Source organism: Morganella psychrotolerans, from assembly GCF_965118875.1.
Lineage (GTDB): Bacteria > Pseudomonadota > Gammaproteobacteria > Enterobacterales > Enterobacteriaceae > Morganella > Morganella psychrotolerans_C.
Window position 1 is genome coordinate 12,780 of record NZ_CBCPJD010000023.1, and the last position, 19,003, is coordinate 31,782.

A 19,003-nucleotide genomic window follows, 5' to 3' on the forward strand; every position below is an offset into this window, starting at 1 on the left:
AAAGCCGCTCTGCCGTTGTGCAGCGCGGCTTTATTTATGACAAAATATTTTCATCAACTCACTCATTTCATCCCTGATTTTGTTAAAGTATATCCGGACACTTATCGTGCTTCCTGTTCACCGGATAAATAATGGTTAGTATGACCAAAACACGTAATTTCATCTGCAAATACGGGAACAAAAGGCGGATCGACACCACGGAGTTTCATGAGTGGAAACAAAAATAATACCCACGCCGCCGATCCTCTGGCTTGATAATGCGGATACGATCCCCGCAATAGTACTGGATTGGCTGGTAGAATTAGGATCGATGACCGGGCGTTTTGAACAGCACTGTACCGAAGTGACGGCTATGCCGTATTGTGAAAAATATATTTCCCGCGATGCGCTGACGGAAGAAGAGCAGATGAATCTGCCCGATAGTGCGCGTTACTGGCTGCGGGAAGTGGTGTTGTACGGCGACGGGATTGCCTGGCTGACCGGCAGGACAGTCGTACCGGAAGAGACACTGACAGGTGAGGAGCGGCAATTATTGCAGATGGGCAATGTGCCTCTCGGTCGCTATTTATTTACCAGTGGTTGCCTGACCCGGGATTATATCCGCTTCGGGCAGTCAGAACATAACTGGGCGCGCTGCTCGCGGTTGCGGCTTGCCGGTAAGCCACTGTTACTGACTGAAATTTTTTTGCCGGCGTCCCCGGCATATTCTGTAAGCGAACATCATGGAGAAGATTAACGTGGAACAAAGCATGGTGCATCGCAAATGGCAGGCATACAGCCGCCTGATGCGGATAGATAAACCTATCGGCGCCCTTTTATTGCTCTGGCCGACGTACTGGGCCCTGTGGATTGCTGCCAAAGGCATTCCTGACTGGCGGATCCTGCTTATTTTTACGATTGGCGTATTCAGTATGCGTGCTGCCGGTTGTGTGATTAATGATTTCGCTGACCGGAAATTTGACGGCGCAGTGGAGCGGACAAAAAAAAGACCGCTGCCGAGTGGCGATGTTACTGAAAAAGAAGCCAAGATTTTATTTGTGGTTCTGGTCATTGCGTCGTTCGGGCTGGTGCTGACACTCAATACCATGACTATCTGGCTTTCTGTCGCAGGGCTGGCACTGGCCTGGGTGTATCCGTTTGTCAAACGGGTCAGCCATCTGCCGCAGGTGGTACTGGGCGCGGCATTCGGCTGGTCTATCCCGATGGCGTTTGCCGCCGTCAGTGAATCCCTGCCGGCGGTGTGCTGGCTGTTGTTTGCTGCCAACATTGTCTGGTCACTGATTTATGATACGCAGTATGCAATGGTGGATCGCAACGACGATATAAAAATTGGCGTGAAATCGACAGCAATTCTGTTCGGGCGCTTTGATAAAATGATCATCGGAGTATTACAGCTGGTGATGATTTTAATGTTGCTATGGATTGGAGTGATGGTTAATCTCTCAGGGATTTTCTATTGGTCGTTGCTGCTGGCGGGTGCTCTATTTGTGTATCAGCAGAGATTGATGGCTGATCGCGAACGCGACCCGTGTTTCCAGGCATTTATGAATAATAACTATGTCGGGTTTATTTTGTTTCTCGGCATGTTGGTCAGTTATCTGTAACAGAGTATATACCCAACGTCATTCAAGATGCAGGCAGGCGGCAAGAGAAGATAGACGGGGAGCATACATAAGTATGTGACCCGGCTAGCTGAGCGCAGCCAACGAACCAGCGGTTTGAATGAATAAGGGTATAGCGGGTAATAAAAAAGGTGGACGGGATACCCGGCCACCTTTTTTTGTTCTCAGAACTGATCAGCCCTGAGGTGTTTTATCGTCATTATCATCGGCATCATCTGCCGGTAATGGCGCATCAGGCTCTTGTGGTGCTGTTTCGTCGTGCTCCGCTTCCAGACTGACACTCTCAATGGTCAGACGTACTTCCGGTGACATCAGCTCCGCCAGCACGTTGTAGAACTCCTGTGCATTGGCCTCAATGATGTCATCGCTGTCATTGATGTAACCTTCTTCGCGCAGTGTGCCGACCAGAGTGGCGAACACGGCTTTATCGAAGAATTCAGGTGCATTGATCCCGTGCAGGACAGACAGGCGCTGTGCCAGAGTCCGGCTCTCCCTTTCCAGTGTTGAGCGGCTGATTTCCGGTGTGGCATTCAGCAGCGACAGTGTGATCGCATAACGTTGCAGCGTTTCACGTATACCGGCGGCCAGCAGCTGTAACGGACGGATACGCGCCGGGTTAATCACCAGCATGTTATCGTCTTTACGACAGATTAGCTTCTGACGGCACAGTTCATCAATAATGGTGTCGAGAATATCCGGCAGCTCTTCCCGGCTGTAGCGCATAAACAATTCTGCTTTCAGCAGCGGATAGATCATGGCGATATGTTCACGGATTGTATCAATGCTGATACGGCGGTGATGAATAAGAATACTGGCGATAAGCGACGGCAGTACCAGCATGTGCAAGATGTTGTTCCGGTAATATGTCATCAGAACGGCAGTTTCACGCGGGAGAACGATAATATCGCCGAGGCTGTCTTTCTCAACCTCAAACTTATTCATCTGCAATGCGTGTTCCAGCAGTGCTTCCGCTGTTTTGTCCGGCGTGGTACTGTCCGGTGAGTAAGGCACATTGCGCAGCAGTTGCAGATAGCAATCAAGCTGTTCAAGCAGCTGTTCGCGGGTCAGTGAGCGCTGACGTGATGCGAGCAGGGCTGTGGTACACAGATTGATGGCATTTGCGGCGGCGGCATTATTGATGTTAACCATAATATTGCCTGCCAGCGCGGTTGCTGTCGGCGTCAGCCAGGACGGGCGCTGTGGCTCGACAGGGTCAATCGCATCGCGCCAGTCAGGTACCCGGCGGGTCAGATACTGGGACAGCGGAATTGGCTGCCCGAAGTTCACATAACCCTGACCGAGATTACGCAGTTTGCGCAGTCCGCGCACCATCTGCATAAAACCTTCTTTCTGCTTGGTGGCACCACGCAGCTCTTTTGCGTAAGTACCCACCTCCATCACATGCTCATAGCCGATATATACCGGCACCAGCGTGATAGGGCGGGAGTCACCGCGCAGCATCGCCTGGAGAGTCATGGAAAGCGTACCGGTTTTCGGCTCTAGCAGACGACCTGTCCGTGAGCGTCCGCCTTCGACAAAGTACTCAATCGAGTAGCCGCGTGAGAATAATTCACTCAGATACTCGCGGAAAACCGTGGAGTAGAGTTTATTACCTTTGAAGCTCCGGCGGATAAAGAATGCCCCGAGACGGCGGAAAATCGGACCGGCAGGCCAGAAATTGAGGTTAATCCCTGCTGCGATATGCGGCGGCACCAGCCCCTGATGATAAAGCACATAAGAGAGCAGCAGATAGTCCATGTGGCTGCGGTGGCAGGGAACATACACTATTTCATGACCATCCTGCGCCAGTTGGCGTACCCGCTCGGCGTTATGAACATTTAATCCCTGATACAGGCGGTTCCATGTCCAGCGCAACACCCGGTCGGCAACACGCAGAGCATCATAAGTGAAGTTGGCTGCCACTTCATTCATCATCGATACTGCGTTTTGCCGGGCTTTTTCAGGGGTGATTTTTTTGGTTTTTGCTTCATCTTCAACTGCTTTTTCAATCACTTTGGATTTCAGCAGTTTATTAAATAATTCCTGACGAACCGGCAGTTTCGGACCGATTGCCGCCATGCGCTGGCGTGAAAAGTGAATACGGGCGACACGGGCCAGTTTATTAGCAATAATAGTGTCAGTGCCGTGCTCAGATGCCATCGCACCCATGGAAACCGGCTGAGAAAAGCGCACAAAGCTGTCACGTCCTAGCCAGATAACGGCGAAAAATTTCTGAATACCGTTTAATAAGCGCAGGTGCGGTACGCCGTTGTGTCCTTCGCGTCCGGGAGAGCGGCCGAACATCACAGAAACCGGCAGCATCTGAATATCCAGCGCCGGATTATTGCGGTGCAGATCCAGATACGAATGGAAAATATTGACCGAATCTTTACGTGGATTCAGGGCGTAATAACGGAATACCCGCGGGCCGTCATCGATAAAGACATACCCCGGTAATGTGGTATTACCAATGGTATTATCTTCCAGCGGATCAGGCAGACCTTGTGCGAGGCATTGGCGGCGCAGCGCGAGTAAGTCTGCCTTAGAATGATAAGGGAGAACATAGAGTGTAGGATGTTGTGTATCCAGCCCCAGTTCGTTGACCGGATCCGTCGGGATCGGCTTGCTTTTTACCAATAATTTCAATGGTAAACTCAATGCGTTATAGTATATTTTACGCCAGAGTGACATAAATGTATGAAGCCTCTTGTTGATAATTCACGCTCAGCATACCAGAAAGGCGAAGCCGGGTCTGTGTTACACCAATAATAACGCAGTGAAAAATCAGCGGCAAATTTTCAGATAATCAATGAATAAACAGTGACCAAAATGAAGAAAAATACCGGTTTTATACGTGTAATTAAAGCAGCAGGTTATTCCTGGAAAGGGCTGAAAGCAGGATGGCAGCATGAAGCAGCAATCCGTCAGGAGTTGCTGGCACTTGTTCCTGCTGTGATTATTGCGTTTTCATTATCCTTCTCAGCCATTGAGCGGATTTTACTGGTCGGGTCCGTGGTGCTGGTGGTGGTGATTGAGCTGCTTAACAGTGCGATTGAAGCCGTTGTTGACAGGATCGGTACAGAATACCATGCGCTTTCCGGTCGGGCGAAAGATATGGGATCGGCGGCGGTGTTTGTTGCGTCATTACTGGGGTTGTTTATCTGGATTATGCTGTTTATCGGCTATTTTCAGCGACTGTGACAGACTATTTTTTATGAAACATGCAGTTGTGCGCGTATTTCCCTCATGTTGTGGTTCCCAATCCTGAAATACCTGTATATACTCACAGCTTGACTGTATAAACAAACAGGGGGCGGAATGAAAGCACTGACGGCACGGCAACAACAGGTATATGACCTGGTACGTGACCATATTGCGCAGACGGGCATGCCACCAACGCGTGCAGAGATTGCGGCCCGCCTGGGTTTTCGCTCTCCGAATGCGGCGGAAGAGCATCTGAAAGCACTGGCGCGTAAAGGCGTAATTGAAATTATCTCGGGTGCATCCCGGGGGATCCGTCTGCTTATGGAAGAAGAAGACGATGCAGGTTTACCTCTGATTGGCCGCGTGGCTGCAGGTGAACCTTTATTAGCGCAGGAACATATCGAAAGCTATTATCAGGTTGACCCGTCACTCTTTAAACCCAGCGCCGATTTTTTGCTACGGGTAAATGGCATGTCAATGAAAGATATCGGTATTATGGATGGTGATTTACTTGCGGTGCATAAAACCCAGGACGTGCATAACGGCCAGGTTGTGGTTGCCCGCATTGAAGATGAAGTTACCGTTAAGCGGTTTAAGAAAGTAGGCAATAAAATTGAGCTTCACGCTGAAAATGCAGAGTTCAGCCCGATTGTTGTCGATTTACGGGAACAAAGCTTTATTGTTGAAGGTCTGGCTGTCGGGGTTATCCGTAACAGCGACTGGAACTGATTCAGTGACAGAAATGAGTTAATACGTAAAATCGCTTAAAAAACCACAGTGCGCCGGAGACGGGTCCTGTGGTTTTTTGTTATTCAGCGCCCGCGTTTATGCGGCTCTTCGTGGTCGTGCAGACATTTATCTCTGTGTGTGCAGGATTCGATATCATAGCAGGGACGGCAATAGCCGTGCGCTTCAATCACACTATGGCGGATATGAAACTGTGCGGCATCTGCCAGCAGATTAATTTGTGAATCAATCTGTTCACCATCCCGCTCAGTCACACTATTGCAGCGATCACAGATAAATAAAACAGAGGTGTGGCTGGGTTTATCAAAATGCGGACACATGACAAAGCTGTTTGTTGATTCAATTTTGTGGATAAACCCTTGTTCCAGCAGAAATTCCAGCCCGCGGTAAATGGTCGGCGGTTTTGCCTGCGGCTCTGTTTCCCGCAGTAAATCCAGTAATTCATACGCACTGATGGCGCCGTGCTGCCCGGCAATCAGTTGTAAGATAGCTTTACGCTGAGAGGTCATGCGCACACTGCGTGATTGACACAGTGCTTCTGCTTTTTTTAATAAAGATGTTATATCAACAGGTTGCATGACATTGCCTTCCGTTAACCAATAAATAGATAAACGACTCACTCTAGCATGAATTCCGGCAGAATAACCGGAACCGGTACTATTTTGTCGAAAAAACTGCTGCCAATTCAGGGCGAATTATGTTGAGCTTTCAGGGGCAGACACAATAAAACAAATAATAATCAAAAGGAGTTCCTGAATGAGTATTGATGCTGTCCGTACCTGGTTTAACACACACGCCCCGGAGATAACGATTATTGAAACCGCACAGCCTACCGCAACAGTGGTACAGGCCGCAGAGGTTCATGGTGTGACTCCCGGACAAATTTGTAAAACGCTTTCATTTAAACTGACGGATGAGAGCGCTATCCTGGTGGTTATGGCAGGAGATGCCCGTCTGGATAATAAAAAATTTAAACTACAGTTTGGCTGCAAAGCTAAAATGCTGACTGCTGATGATGTTGTTCTCTTTACCGGGCATCCGGTCGGCGGTGCGTGTCCTTTCGGGTTACCCGCACCGCTGGTGGTTTATGCGGATCATTCTCTGAAACAGTATGAGGTTATTTTACCGGCAGCGGGATCGGCTAATTCAGCAGTACGGCTTGCTCCTGCCCGTCTGGCGGAACTGACTGATGCAAAGTGGATTGATGTCACGACACTGCCGGCATAATTAAAGGCCGCAATAACACTGAGCTGTGTTATTGCAGCGGGTATCCGGGGGTGACTATATTATTATTACGGGCAGCAGGGTATCTGTGTCGTGCAGAACAGTACTTTCCTCCGGAAGGTGATGGTGGATAAAAAAGAGCAGACCATCGTCAATAAAATAGTAGGGAGAGGTATTTAATACCCGTGAGATCCTCAGAATAATATCTAATGAAATTTTGGTACTGCCGTTTTCATAGCGGGATATTTGCTGTTGTGATACGCCAATCATCCCGGCAAGTTCGGTTGAGGTGATACCGGTGAGTTTACGTATCTTGCGAATCTGTCCGCCGACCATTTTGTACATCTCGCTGATGCTGATGTTCAGGTTATTATCTGTTTTATTACTCATTATCATCTGTCAGTCTGGTTAATTACATATTAATGTTTGTCAAATTAAAGCCTATTCTTCATCACAACGGGTATCATCAAAAAAATAATTAACATTAATATTCAGGACGTCAGCGAGCATTAATAGCTTATCAAGAGGAATTAAACTCGCTCCCGTTTCATATCGGGATAGCTGTTGCTGTGAGATATTAATTTTCATTGACAGTTCTCTTCCTGTCAGGCATCGGGAAATACGCTGACACTTTATTTTTTTGCCAATAAACATCGCCAACTCATATTTATCATATGTTGTCATAAATTATTTTAGATAAACGGTTGTCATTAATAATATTGAAATTTAACTTGACGGATTTGTTTCCTCAAAAGGGGTCTTTAAAAAGTATAATCGATACCATTTTAATATGTAATATATACAAAAAATCAACAAAATATAAACATCCACCCGGGCGTAACTAGGTATGAACACGGTAACCTCAACTATTTCATATTGTTATGGATAATCCATGGGTTTTAACATCTTACATGAATGACGGGTAAGGGGAATATTCTGATATTTACTCGGGATTATACCTAATATAAAGATATTGATGCTGGATATGTGTGCATAATGGGTGATTAAACTACTGCGACAGGCTTTGCCATCATGGTTGATGTAGTGAGGTACAAATACCGGATACATCACAGCGTATACGCAGATTTGTTAAATCCATTGAGCGGATACCGGTATAGATAATAGATAAAATAATATAAAAAATTTCCATAAATTGTAATAATAATTTCATTATGCTTCGGTTTATCAGAAATAACATATAAATATATCTGCTTGTAAATATGTGGATATATTAATGTAATATTGACAGGTTATCCTATTTAATTATCTTGGCTTGATTGGTTGTTATTTTATTTGTACATCATGCACGTGTTATTTTATGGTGATCATCATATTTTGTAAAAAACAAATAAAATGAAACGAAAATAATATTCCTGTGTGATAATGTCGTATTCACTTGGTTATTGGTAATAACGTCCGGAAAGTGAAACTGTTGAAAAAAGCAGTGTTTAGTGTATTCTTCATGTTTGTCAAAGAATTAGCGAATTATTTATTATATGCGAAATCTATTACCTTTATTACTTGTTATGGTTTTGCTCGGACCATTAGGTATCGATCTGTACCTGCCGACTATCCCCGCGATAGCAAAAGGATTAGGCAGCAGCGAGTCACTGATCCAGTCAACAATATCCTTATTTATTCTTGTATTAGGCCTTGGACAGTTGGTAACCGGGTATCTTGTTGATCGGTTCGGACGCAGGCCGATGGCTGTCATCGGTATTATTCTGTATATATCCGGCTCTCTGACAGCCGTATTTTCTGTCACACCCGCGATGTTTATTATTTCCCGTTTATTACAGGGACTTGCTGTTTGTTGTACGTCTGTTGTTGCATTCAGCAGTGTACGTGATTGTTTTAACGGCAATGAAGCGGCTCGTGCCTTTGGTTTTTTAAACGGAACGCTAAATATTGTTCCTGCGTTAGCACCGTTATTGGGTGGGATATTAGCTGAATATTACGGATGGCGGGCACCTTTCGGATTCCTGACATTATATGCAGTCGTGGTTCTGGTTCTTATAACTAAATATCTTCCTGAAACCAGACCTGTAAATAAAAATGAGGTAAAAGAAAAACCGCTTAAAATTATGATTTCAATTTTATGTAATAAGCGGTTTTTAATATTCTCACTGGTAAATGCCGGTACTATGGGAATGGCTTTAACGTATGTCTCCCTGGCACCAACAGTATTAATGGGAGATGCAGGGCTTAGTCCGCTGCTATTTTCAGTTGTTTTTGGTTTTAACGGATTCTGGATTATGGCTGTCAGTATGGTTGCTAACCGTATTATTCAAAAAGCCGGCCGTCCTGTTTGTCTGTTTACCGGCGGAGGAATGATGATTGCAGGCTGTGCCGTGCTGGTAATAAGTTTATTTCTGATGCCCGCTGATATTCAGCGCCACTGGTTGGTGTATATGTTACCTGTGGTTATTTCATGTTCAGGACTGGCGTTTATTATGGGTCCGGCAACCAGTTATGCACTGGAACCTTATTCAGAGACAGCCGGTGTTGCTTCGGCATTAGTCGGATTTATTCAGATGGCGGGCGGGGCATTTTTCGCACTCCTCGCAATAGTATCGTCGTTACCGCCAAAATCAGCGCTGGCGATTGTTATGCTGTGCGGCGGATTGCTGGCGTGGAATGCATACCGGGTCAGTAAAAATGAGCAGATAAAAAAGAGAGAAGAATAATTTTATAATATTAATAGGTTAATTAGTTTCAAACCAGAAAAACAAGCCACTGAAAAATTCCGGGGCTTGTTTTTTTACAAGCCACTGTTACCCATGAATAAGAATAACTCAGACCAACGCGTGCAGCATCATTACTGTAATCAGTCTGATGTCATCCGATTTATCAGGTAAATTCATCACGTTTATTATCCGGGGTTATATCCGCCCGGCACCTCCGCCCGGAGTGATGTATTGTGTCTGGATATACTGTGCATCCGGTCCTGATTGCAGATCAGTGTGCAGCTCATGCTCTGTGATACAATCACTCATCAGTTATGTGCTTCCTTATTTGTATTCCGTCTCTCCGGGGGCTGACAGGGGGCCAATAAAGCAAACTTACATAAAAGACCCAATATGCACCAAAATACGCCAACAGAAAAAACCACCGAAAACCAGCAACCACGCGCCATCAGCGGCTATAAGAACCTCAACCGCTTTTCCGTTGCACCGATGCTGGACTGGACTGACCGTCATTGCCGGTATTTCCACCGTAAACTCAGTCGCCATGCCCTTTTGTATACAGAAATGGTGACGACCGGGGCTATCTTGTTCGGTAAAGGTGATTATCTGGCGTATAACGAGGCAGAACATCCGGTTGCTCTGCAATTGGGCGGCAGTGACCCGGCAGCACTCGCTGAATGTGCGAAGCTTGCACAGGCGCGCGGATATGATGAAATCAATCTGAATGTGGGTTGTCCTTCTGATCGTGTGCAAAATGGCATGTTTGGTGCGTGTCTGATGGGAAATGCCGGGCTGGTTGCAGATTGTGTCGCCGCGATGCGTGATGTGACGAATATCCCGGTGACAGTGAAAACCAGGATTGGTATCGACGATCAGGACAGCTATGAGTTTCTCTGTGATTTTGTCGGTACAGTCGCGGATCGCGGGGGATGTGAGATGTTTATTATCCATGCCCGCAAAGCCTGGCTCTCCGGACTCAGCCCGAAAGAGAACCGCGAGATCCCGCCGCTGGATTATTCGCGTGTTTATCAGCTGAAAAAAGATTTTCCGCACCTGACAATGGCGCTGAACGGCGGGGTTAAAACCTTAGAAGAAGCAAAAATTCATCTGCAATATATGGATGGGGTAATGGTCGGACGTGAAGCGTATCAGAACCCGTCGATTCTGGCGCAGGTGGATAATGCGTTATTTGATGATGCGTTGCCGGTCACTGATACTATCGCGGCGATTGAATCCATGTACCCGTATATTGAAGAAGAACTGGCGAAGGGGATGTATCTGGGTCATGTCACCCGTCATATGCTGGGTATTTTCCAGGGCATTCCCGGCGCGCGTCAGTGGCGGCGTCATCTGAGTGAAAATGCACATAAAGCGGGAGCGGATGTGAAAGTCATTGAAGCGGCGCTGGCATTTGTTACGCGAAAAGATAACGCGGAATAACAACACAGAATACCTTCGTGCAAATCATTCATTAAAAAAATGCCTGGCTTTTCACTGAAGCGCCGGGCATTTTTGATTATCAGATAATGTAATTACGGAATTAAAATACTGGAACCGGTTGTTGCGCGGCTTTCCAGGCGCTGATGAGCTGATTTTGCGTCTTTCAGCGGATAAACCTGATCCACCGGAATGGAAATAGTCAGTTTGCCGCTCAGGATCAGGTCAAAAATGGCTTTGCTGGCTTCATTTAATTCTTCACGGTTAGTGATATAACCAAAGACAGAAGGGCGGGTCACATACAGTGAACCTTTTTTATTTAAAATGCCCAAATCAACACCTGTTACCGGGCCGGATGCATTACCGTAACTGACCATCAGACCGCGACGTTTCAGGCAGTCGAGAGAGGGCAGCCAGGTATCTTTCCCGACAGAGTCATAAACGACACCCACTTTTTCGCCGTTAGTCAGTGCCAGCACGCGCTCAGTAATATCTTCTTTATTATAGTTAATGGTTTCCCATGCTCCGGCGGCTTTTGCTTTCTGCGCTTTTTCATCAGAGCCGACCGTACCAATCATTTTGGCGCCCAGTGCTTTCGCCCACTGGCAGGCAATTTGTCCGACACCACCGGCGGCGGCATGGAACAGGAAAATTTCTCCGGCTTTTACTTCATAGGTTTTGCGCAGCAGGTAAAAGGCGGTCATGCCTTTCATAAAGCAGGCCGCAGCTGTTTCAAAGCTTATCCCGTCAGGCAGAACAGCCAGTTTTTCTTCCGGTACATTATGAATTTCACTGTATGCACCCAGCGGAGATTGCCCGTATACCACGCGATCCCCCACTTTAATGTACTTAACACCGGCACCAATTTTTACCACAACACCTGCGGCTTCTGAACCAACACCTGATGGCGAAACCGGTGCCGGATATAGTCCGCTGCGAAAATAGGTATCAATATAATTCACACCGATCGCTTTATTTTCGACCTGAACGTCACCCGGTGCAGGATCTGCCGGGGTGAAATCGCGGTATACGAGTACATCAGCGCCGCCGGGAGCATCAAATTCAATACGTTTAGCCATGGAGGGAACCTCATTCGGAAAAGAAACTGGCTACTTACATGCGGATTACATGCAGGTTGACTGCGGGATCCCGCGGAAACAGTAAGCAGAAGAGATAATCAGATGATTTATTGTATTTTGCATAATTGCATGTCACTGAAAATTTCTCAAGCTTCGTGCAATCGGCGGCAAATGAGGGCTATACTAGCCCATTCAGTCCCCCTTCCGGGACCAGACTATTCTCCCCGACTGACGTATCGACAAGTAAGAGAGTTTCATGGCCAGATATCCCAAGGACACCAAGAACGACAAACCCCGCGACCATCAGATGGAAGGGCTGAAATTACCGCCGCATTCCCTGGAGGCTGAGCAGTCTGTTCTCGGCGGACTGATGCTGGATAACGAACGTTGGGATAATGTCTCTGAGCGTGTGACCAGCGAGGACTTTTTCAGCCGCCCGCACCGGACTATTTTCAGCCAGATGCAGCGCCTGCTGGAGCAGAGCCGCCCGATTGACCTGATCACGCTGTCTGAAGCACTGGATACGAGCGGCGAGCTGGATAATGTCGGTGGTTTTGCGTATCTGGCAGAATTATCAAAAAATACGCCAAGTGCCGCGAATATCAACGCTTATGCAGATATCGTCCGCGAACGTGCTGTTATCCGCGATATGATTTCAGTCGCCAATGAGATAGCCGACGCCGGATATGATCCGCAGGGGCGCTCAAGTGAAGATCTGCTCGATCTGGCTGAATCCCGCGTGTTTCAGATCGCCGAAAATCGTGCCAATAAAAATGAAGGGCCGAAAGGGATCGATGCGATTCTCGAAGAAACTGTTGAGAGAATTGAAAAGTTGTATCAGCAGCCGCATGACGGCGTGACCGGGGTTTCTTCCGGTTATCATGACCTGGATAAAAAAACGGCCGGCTTACAACCCTCGGATTTAATTATTGTTGCAGCGCGTCCATCCATGGGGAAAACAACATTCGCCATGAACTTATGTGAAAATGCGGCGATGACAGAAGATAAGCCGGTGCTGATTTTCAGCCTTGAGATGCCCGGCAATCAGATCATGATGCGTATGCTCGCCTCTCTTTCCCGCGTTGACCAGACCCGGATTCGTACCGGGCAGCTTGATGATGAGGATTGGGCGCGGATCTCCAGCACCATGGGTATTCTGCTTGAAAAGCGCAATATGTATATTGATGACTCTTCCGGCCTGACGCCGACCGATGTGCGCTCCCGCGCCCGGCGGGTTTTCCGCGAGCACGGCGGATTGAGTATGATTATGATCGACTACCTGCAACTGATGCGGGTGCCGTCTCTGTCCGATAACCGAACCCTGGAAATTGCGGAAATCTCCCGCTCCCTGAAAGCACTGGCAAAAGAGTTACAGGTGCCGGTGGTGGCTCTCTCTCAGTTAAACCGTAGTCTGGAGCAGCGCGCTGAAAAACGTCCGGTAAACTCAGACTTACGTGAGTCCGGTTCTATCGAGCAGGATGCCGACCTTATTATGTTTATCTATCGTGATGAAGTTTATAACGAAAACAGTGATTTAAAAGGCGTTGCTGAAATTATCATCGGTAAGCAGCGTAATGGTCCTATCGGGAGCGTCCGCCTGGCGTTTAACGGGCAGTGGTCGCGCTTTGATAACTACGCCGGACCGAGTTATGACGATGAATAATCCACCTGAATACAGTGCAGGCGGATTATTACCCCGGACAATAAAACCAACAGCAAACACACATAACCAAGGAACCCCTATGAAAGCGGCAACAGCCGTCATTGACCGTGGTGCGCTGCGCCACAACTGGCAGCAGATCCGGGCGCTTGCACCTGATAGCCGCCATGTTGCCGTGGTCAAAGCAAATGCGTATGGTCACGGATTAGTCGAAATTGCCCGTGAACTCACTGATGCCGATGCATTTGCCGTGGCGCGGTTAAGTGAAGCACATGCATTACGCGCGGGTGGCATTGTAAAACCTATCATTTTGCTGGAAGGTTTTTTCGATGCATCAGATTTACCGGTTATTGTTGCGAGTCGTCTGGAAGTCGCGGTTCACTTTGAAGAGCAGTTACAGGCGCTGGAGCAGGCAGAATTATCAGACCCGGTAAAAGTCTGGATGAAAATAGATACCGGGATGCACCGCCTGGGTGTGCGTCCTGAAGAAGCCGAAGCATTTTATCAGCGCCTTTGTCAGTGCAAAAATGTGAAGCAGCCGGTGAATCTCATCAGCCACTTCAGCCGGGCAGATGAAGACGATCCTCAACCGACAGAAGCACAGATTGCCCGCTTTATGGCTTTTGCCGATGGCAAACCAGGTGAAAAATCCATTTCTGCCTCCGGCGGGATCCTTTACTGGCCGCAGGCGCATCTTGACTGGGTACGCCCCGGGATCATTCTTTACGGTGTTTCCCCGAAAACCGGCACCGATGCATCAGAGTACGGACTGAAACCGGTGATGACGCTGAAATCCCGCCTGATTGCCGTTCGCAAACACAAAGCGGGCGAACCGGTAGGTTACGGCGGCACCTGGGTCAGTGAACGCGATACTTGCCTCGGTGTGATCGCGGTCGGTTACGGTGACGGCTATCCGCGCAGTGCACCGTCAGGTACACCGGTGGTGATTAACGGGCGCAATGTGCCGATCGCCGGACGGGTTTCCATGGATATGATTACTATCGACTTAGGTCCGGATTGCAGTGATAAAGCCGGTGATGAAGTGATTTTATGGGGGGATTCGCTGCCGGTTGAGCATATTGCAGATGTCAGTGGTATCAGCGCCTATGAGCTTATCACCAAGCTGACATCGCGTGTGGCGATGGAATATCTGGACGAATAAAATACGACGCGATATGGTCTGAAGTGAGAAAAATAACTATCAGGAGTATCGCTTGTGTTTGAACATGTAGACGCCTACGGCGGCGACCCGATCTTAACGCTTGTCGAGCATTTTAAACAGGATCCCCGGAAAGATAAGGTCAATCTCAGTATTGGTCTGTATTACGATGAATCCGGGGTAACTCCGCAACTCAACAGCATTGCACTGGCGAAACAGCGCTATATCGCGCAGGACAACGGCGCATCACTTTATCTGCCGATGGAAGGGCTGGCATCTTATCGCAGCGCTATTCAGGCGTTGCTTCTCGGTGATGAGAGTCCGCTGATCCGCGAAGGGCGGGTAGTGACGATCCAAACTCTCGGCGGATCAGGCGCACTGAAGATCGGCGCTGATTTTCTGCATCGTTATTTTCCGGGATCAGATGTCTGGCTCAGTGATCCAACATGGGAAAACCATCAGGCGATCTTTGCCGGTGCCGGATTTAAAACCCATTATTATCCGTATTTTGATCCGCAGACCAAAGGCGTAAAATTTGATGAAATGCTGGCAACGTTTGAAACATTGCCGGAAAAAAGCATCATTTTACTGCATCCGTGCTGCCATAACCCGACCGGCTCTGACCTGACGCCTGAACAGTGGGATAAAGTGACTGCGGTCGTGAAAAAACGCGGGCTGATCCCCTTCCTGGATATTGCCTATCAGGGCTTCGGGGCAGGCATGGAAGAAGATGCGTATGCTATCCGCGCCATGGCGGCAGCCGGTATCCCGTGTTTTATCAGTAACTCCTTCTCGAAAATTTTCTCCCTGTATGGCGAGCGCGTCGGCGGGCTGTCAGTCCTTTGCCCGACACAGCAGGAAGCAGAGTGTGTGCTGGGACAACTGAAAGCCGGTGTTCGCCGTGTCTACTCCAGTGCGCCGTCTTATGGTGCAAAACTGGTATCTGAAGTGCTGAATGATTCAGCACTGAAAGCGGAGTGGTTAACAGAAGTGGAGACCATGCGCCGCCGGATAGCCGATATGCGCACTGTGCTGGTGGAAACCCTGAAAGGGACACTGCCGGAGAGAAATTTTGATCATCTTCTGCATCAGCGCGGCATGTTCAGTTACACCGGGTTCAGTCAGGCGCAGGTTACCGCCCTGAAGGAGCAGCACGGGGTTTATCTGGTCGGCTCGGGTCGCGTTTGTATGGCGGGGGTGAATCGTCATAATGTGGATGTGATCGCACAGGCATTTGCAGCGGTCAGCCGCTGATCCTGCACAGAAAACCGTTATGCGCGGGATAATATGGTTCCGCGCACTTTCAACGTAACTGACTGTCTTTGCTGCCACGGGGCATTAGTGCTTCTATTGCTTCCATTCATTATTTAGTTGTTCAAGAGATTCAAAAGTAATTTCTTTTACGTTAACCTTTTTAAAACCATAACGACAAGAAATAGCAATATCCTGACTTAAGGAATCATTTTTAAACTTAAAAACTTCCATTTTCCCTAAAGGTATACCCATAACTATTTTTTCATTAGCAGTGCGAATAGGAGAACCCAAATGTTCACGCAACGACCATTTGGTCATTACTTGCTCTAGTCCAAAAGGAATATCGTTAGGAAATCGCCAGCCATTTCGCATATCATCAGGAATAACTGTTATTGTGATTTCTCTTAACTTCTTCGAGGGATTATCAAATGCCAAAAAAACATACTCTTTTTTCATATCTAACGTGACAACATCATTCCCTGAGTTTCCTTGAGGCTTGGTTTTGTAAGGGATCAGTCCGTCGTTATAAAGTTCATCGTAGGTATCCCCTAAACGTTGCACTAACGCTTGAATATTCACACTCATTTGTATAATCCCCTTGCTTCATTTCGCTAATTCTCTATCTGATTTTTGGTTTTAATAACCATATCCGGATTTTAAAAAAACTATAGGAAGTTATTTGTATAGATAATGATAGCATCATCTATAAGTCTATATTTTCCAACGTTCTTCCAGATCTTCTAATAACTCAAAAGTCACATCCTGAGCAAAATGTTTCATTTCTGGATGAAAACTAATGATCATAGCGAGTTCTTTACCTGAATTAGTCGTGCACTTTATTTTGAAAACTTCTGTTTTACCTATAGGAATATTCAAAATTATATCTTCCGGTGCTTGCCTTATTGGGTTACCTATATGCTTATACAACCAACGGTCAGTCATAACCTGTTCTAGTCCGAATGGAATTTTATTAGGAAAAACCCATCCGTTTCGTACATTATCCGGAATGACAGTAATTGTGATTTGTGATAATTTTTTAGATGGGTTATCAAATGATAAAAAAACATACTCTTTAGTCATTCTAAGACTTAAAACATCATCGCCAGAATTTCCTTGTGGCTTAGTTTTATAAGGGATTAATCCATCTTTATAAAGTTCATCATAGGTATCACCTAAACGCTGTACCAGTGCTTCAATATTGACACTCATTTGTATAATCCTATTGCTTCGTTTAATTCATGAATTTTAGCCAGTTTCTCATCCAGTAATTCGTCAGAATATCCTTCGTTTCTCAGGCATTTCCTGTTGGCTTCCCAGTTTCGATCAACGGCTTCCCTTAAATTTGTAGCATCGAATTCCTTACGTCGTAAAGGTGTTTCTCCCTCAAAGTCAACCCAACCATTATTACGACCACCATAAGTTTCACTGCATTTTTGATGAATTTCTTTAGGAATGGCAATTGATGCAACCTGACTAATTATTTTTTCTAATTGTGTTTCAGTTAAAGTTGGATATTTATTTTTTAAATATAGTCTGACAGCCGCTTTAGAGGGAATATGATCTATTTCATACAGACCTTTTCGGGAGCGCCCTTTAAAATTTTCGTAATAATCCACCTCCAAATCAGTCACCGGCTCTTTTTGAAAAAAAACATAGATCGCCGATACTTCTCCTAACGGATCGACAATGATGTAATCATTAAAATCGGTTTCATGAATAGGCAGCGATTCTGTCCAGCCAGTAGCTGGCTCTATCGGTTGCCCCGGTAAACTCCAGGCGCCGTGTTGCTCTATAATCGGGGTAGGTAGACTCCAGATTTTTTGTGGTTCAGGAAGCGGCGTAGGCGGAAGATAGCTGCCAATCCCGCCGCCATCATGAATAATGGAGCCTCGCTTTCCGCTATCAAGGCTGAATTTCACCGACTGAAACGCTAAATCCGGATTTTTAGCGACATCCTGAGCCGTATAATCGTTGTACTCTGCGGTATTGTTATGGGTATCCCAAACAAACTGACCGGTAAAATTCGGATCAGAAAAGGTTACAGTTCCATCATCATGACGTTCAGCAAAACGTACCCGAACGCGATCTAACCCGCTCTGCTCATCCACCGCATATCCGACAATTTTCGGATTTCCGCTGTTTTCATCTTCAACTACCCGAAAACGAACGCGTGTTGTCACCGTGCTTTCGGCTTCTGCAATTTCTCTGAGAAATGCTTCTGACGTATAATCATACGTGGACACGGTCGATGCAGACCGGGAAAAACCGCCCACAATCGACCGTTTTTCGAATGGACGACCAATAACAATCCGATCGAGTGTCGCATCGGCTACAGCCGGAGAATAAAACATCCCCATGAACAATACGGTTATCGGGTTGGGGACTTTAACTACCTGAGATAAAATCTCTGCGGTTTCCTTCGGATAAGTGGATGGTACGGGCTTTGGTACGGCTATCTGGGATGAGGTGACAGGTATAGATTGCGCGGGTGCCAATGATAATGCTCTCGGCTCCATAAAAAAACGCAACTTTGGTACGGTAACATAAACGGGCGTTATTGATGATCCTAAATTTGATTTACCAGTTGCACTTCCGATGTATCTGTTTTCCGGCATTTCTGACCCTCTGCATTAAAAATAATCCCAATATTGGTGCTACATTTTGACTTCTGATAAGACCCATTATGTCAACCTGGTTAGTTAGGCAGAAGCAGTGCTTTCATCCCATGAGACATCTGAATCCACATTAAAATTTACTCTATCTTTAGGGTTGCCCCTTATTTTTAGCAATGTTTTCAGTATGGTGATGTCAGTTTATCCAAGTTTTATATTGGCAATATCATCTAGCACCACATATTGATGCTTATAGTTATAATGCCATAACTATTTTATTGTGGCTTCCTGCGCTTCACAAATATGACTGAAATAGTG

General features: G+C 46.8%; 18 protein-coding genes. 10 read left to right on the plus strand and 8 right to left on the minus strand.

Features of this window, described 5'->3' with window-relative positions; all coding sequences use genetic code 11:
- Window positions 1–211 precede the first annotated feature (211 nt).
- The gene (ubiC, locus tag ACMHKJ_RS17915; RefSeq protein WP_413496077.1) at window positions 212–736 is read left to right on the plus strand and encodes a chorismate lyase; all 525 of its coding nucleotides are present in this window, start codon (window positions 212–214) and stop codon (window positions 734–736) included.
- A 13-nt stretch (window positions 737–749) separates the two neighbouring features.
- The gene (gene ubiA / locus ACMHKJ_RS17920) at window positions 750–1,604 is read left to right on the plus strand and encodes a 4-hydroxybenzoate octaprenyltransferase (RefSeq protein ID WP_413496152.1); all 855 of its coding nucleotides are present in this window, start codon (window positions 750–752) and stop codon (window positions 1,602–1,604) included.
- Window positions 1,605–1,796: 192 nt separating this feature from the next.
- On the opposite strand, the gene plsB is transcribed toward ubiA, so the two are convergent.
- The gene (plsB, locus tag ACMHKJ_RS17925) at window positions 1,797–4,313 is read right to left on the minus strand and encodes a glycerol-3-phosphate 1-O-acyltransferase PlsB (protein ID WP_413496079.1); all 2,517 of its coding nucleotides are present in this window, start codon (window positions 4,311–4,313) and stop codon (window positions 1,797–1,799) included.
- A 138-nt stretch (window positions 4,314–4,451) separates the two neighbouring features.
- Between plsB and ACMHKJ_RS17930 the strand changes: the two genes are divergently transcribed.
- Entirely contained in the window at window positions 4,452–4,823 is a 372-nt protein-coding gene (locus ACMHKJ_RS17930; RefSeq protein WP_067365313.1) for a diacylglycerol kinase, read from the plus strand.
- 117 nt (window positions 4,824–4,940) lie between these two features.
- The gene (lexA, locus tag ACMHKJ_RS17935) at window positions 4,941–5,555 is read left to right on the plus strand and encodes a transcriptional repressor LexA (protein WP_067365269.1); all 615 of its coding nucleotides are present in this window, start codon (window positions 4,941–4,943) and stop codon (window positions 5,553–5,555) included.
- 83 nt (window positions 5,556–5,638) lie between these two features.
- Here the strand turns inward: lexA and zur are convergent, their stop codons facing one another.
- Entirely contained in the window at window positions 5,639–6,151 is a 513-nt protein-coding gene (gene zur / locus ACMHKJ_RS17940) for a zinc uptake transcriptional repressor Zur (RefSeq protein WP_150385194.1), read from the minus strand.
- A 178-nt stretch (window positions 6,152–6,329) separates the two neighbouring features.
- Between zur and ACMHKJ_RS17945 the strand changes: the two genes are divergently transcribed.
- Entirely contained in the window at window positions 6,330–6,800 is a 471-nt protein-coding gene (locus ACMHKJ_RS17945; RefSeq protein WP_413496081.1) for a YbaK/EbsC family protein, read from the plus strand.
- Window positions 6,801–6,854: 54 nt separating this feature from the next.
- On the opposite strand, the gene ACMHKJ_RS17950 is transcribed toward ACMHKJ_RS17945, so the two are convergent.
- Window positions 6,855–7,187 (minus strand): helix-turn-helix domain-containing protein, encoded by a 333-nt coding sequence (locus tag ACMHKJ_RS17950; protein ID WP_413496083.1) that lies wholly within the window; start codon window positions 7,185–7,187, stop codon window positions 6,855–6,857.
- Window positions 7,188–7,238: 51 nt separating this feature from the next.
- On the minus strand, window positions 7,239–7,481 hold the full coding sequence (locus tag ACMHKJ_RS17955) for a helix-turn-helix domain-containing protein (RefSeq protein WP_067400635.1): 243 nt from the start codon (window positions 7,479–7,481) through the stop codon (window positions 7,239–7,241).
- A gap of 812 nt (window positions 7,482–8,293) precedes the next feature.
- On the opposite strand from ACMHKJ_RS17955, the gene ACMHKJ_RS17960 reads away from it, so the two are divergent.
- Both ACMHKJ_RS17960 and dusA read left to right on the plus strand, forming a co-directional pair.
- Window positions 8,294–9,484, plus strand: coding sequence for a multidrug effflux MFS transporter (locus ACMHKJ_RS17960; RefSeq protein WP_413496085.1), 1,191 nt, complete (start codon window positions 8,294–8,296; stop codon window positions 9,482–9,484).
- A gap of 393 nt (window positions 9,485–9,877) precedes the next feature.
- Window positions 9,878–10,924, plus strand: coding sequence for a tRNA dihydrouridine(20/20a) synthase DusA (dusA, locus tag ACMHKJ_RS17965; protein WP_413496087.1), 1,047 nt, complete (start codon window positions 9,878–9,880; stop codon window positions 10,922–10,924).
- A 92-nt stretch (window positions 10,925–11,016) separates the two neighbouring features.
- On the opposite strand, the gene ACMHKJ_RS17970 is transcribed toward dusA, so the two are convergent.
- Window positions 11,017–12,000: an NADPH:quinone reductase gene (locus tag ACMHKJ_RS17970; RefSeq protein ID WP_413496088.1), complete on the minus strand. Its 984-nt coding sequence runs from the start codon at window positions 11,998–12,000 to the stop codon at window positions 11,017–11,019.
- 256 nt (window positions 12,001–12,256) lie between these two features.
- On the opposite strand from ACMHKJ_RS17970, the gene dnaB reads away from it, so the two are divergent.
- From dnaB to ACMHKJ_RS17985, 3 genes are all read left to right on the plus strand, one after another.
- Window positions 12,257–13,663 (plus strand): replicative DNA helicase, encoded by a 1,407-nt coding sequence (dnaB, locus tag ACMHKJ_RS17975; protein WP_150385192.1) that lies wholly within the window; start codon window positions 12,257–12,259, stop codon window positions 13,661–13,663.
- Window positions 13,664–13,742: 79 nt separating this feature from the next.
- The gene (gene alr, locus ACMHKJ_RS17980; RefSeq protein ID WP_067400750.1) at window positions 13,743–14,822 is read left to right on the plus strand and encodes an alanine racemase; all 1,080 of its coding nucleotides are present in this window, start codon (window positions 13,743–13,745) and stop codon (window positions 14,820–14,822) included.
- Window positions 14,823–14,876: 54 nt separating this feature from the next.
- Window positions 14,877–16,073, plus strand: coding sequence for an amino acid aminotransferase (locus ACMHKJ_RS17985; protein WP_413496090.1), 1,197 nt, complete (start codon window positions 14,877–14,879; stop codon window positions 16,071–16,073).
- A 93-nt stretch (window positions 16,074–16,166) separates the two neighbouring features.
- Here the strand turns inward: ACMHKJ_RS17985 and ACMHKJ_RS17990 are convergent, their stop codons facing one another.
- The 3 genes from ACMHKJ_RS17990 to ACMHKJ_RS18000 all read right to left on the minus strand — a co-directional run bounded on the left by ACMHKJ_RS17990 (window position 16,167) and on the right by ACMHKJ_RS18000 (window position 18,688).
- Window positions 16,167–16,658: a DUF6392 family protein gene (locus ACMHKJ_RS17990; RefSeq protein ID WP_413496092.1), complete on the minus strand. Its 492-nt coding sequence runs from the start codon at window positions 16,656–16,658 to the stop codon at window positions 16,167–16,169.
- 126 nt (window positions 16,659–16,784) lie between these two features.
- Window positions 16,785–17,282, minus strand: a complete 498-nt coding sequence (locus tag ACMHKJ_RS17995; protein WP_413496094.1) for a DUF6392 family protein — start codon at window positions 17,280–17,282, stop codon at window positions 16,785–16,787.
- Entirely contained in the window at window positions 17,279–18,688 is a 1,410-nt protein-coding gene (locus tag ACMHKJ_RS18000; RefSeq protein WP_413496096.1) for an S-type pyocin domain-containing protein, read from the minus strand. The genes ACMHKJ_RS17995 and ACMHKJ_RS18000 overlap by 4 nt, the downstream gene beginning before the upstream one ends.
- Window positions 18,689–19,003: the final 315 nt, after the last annotated feature.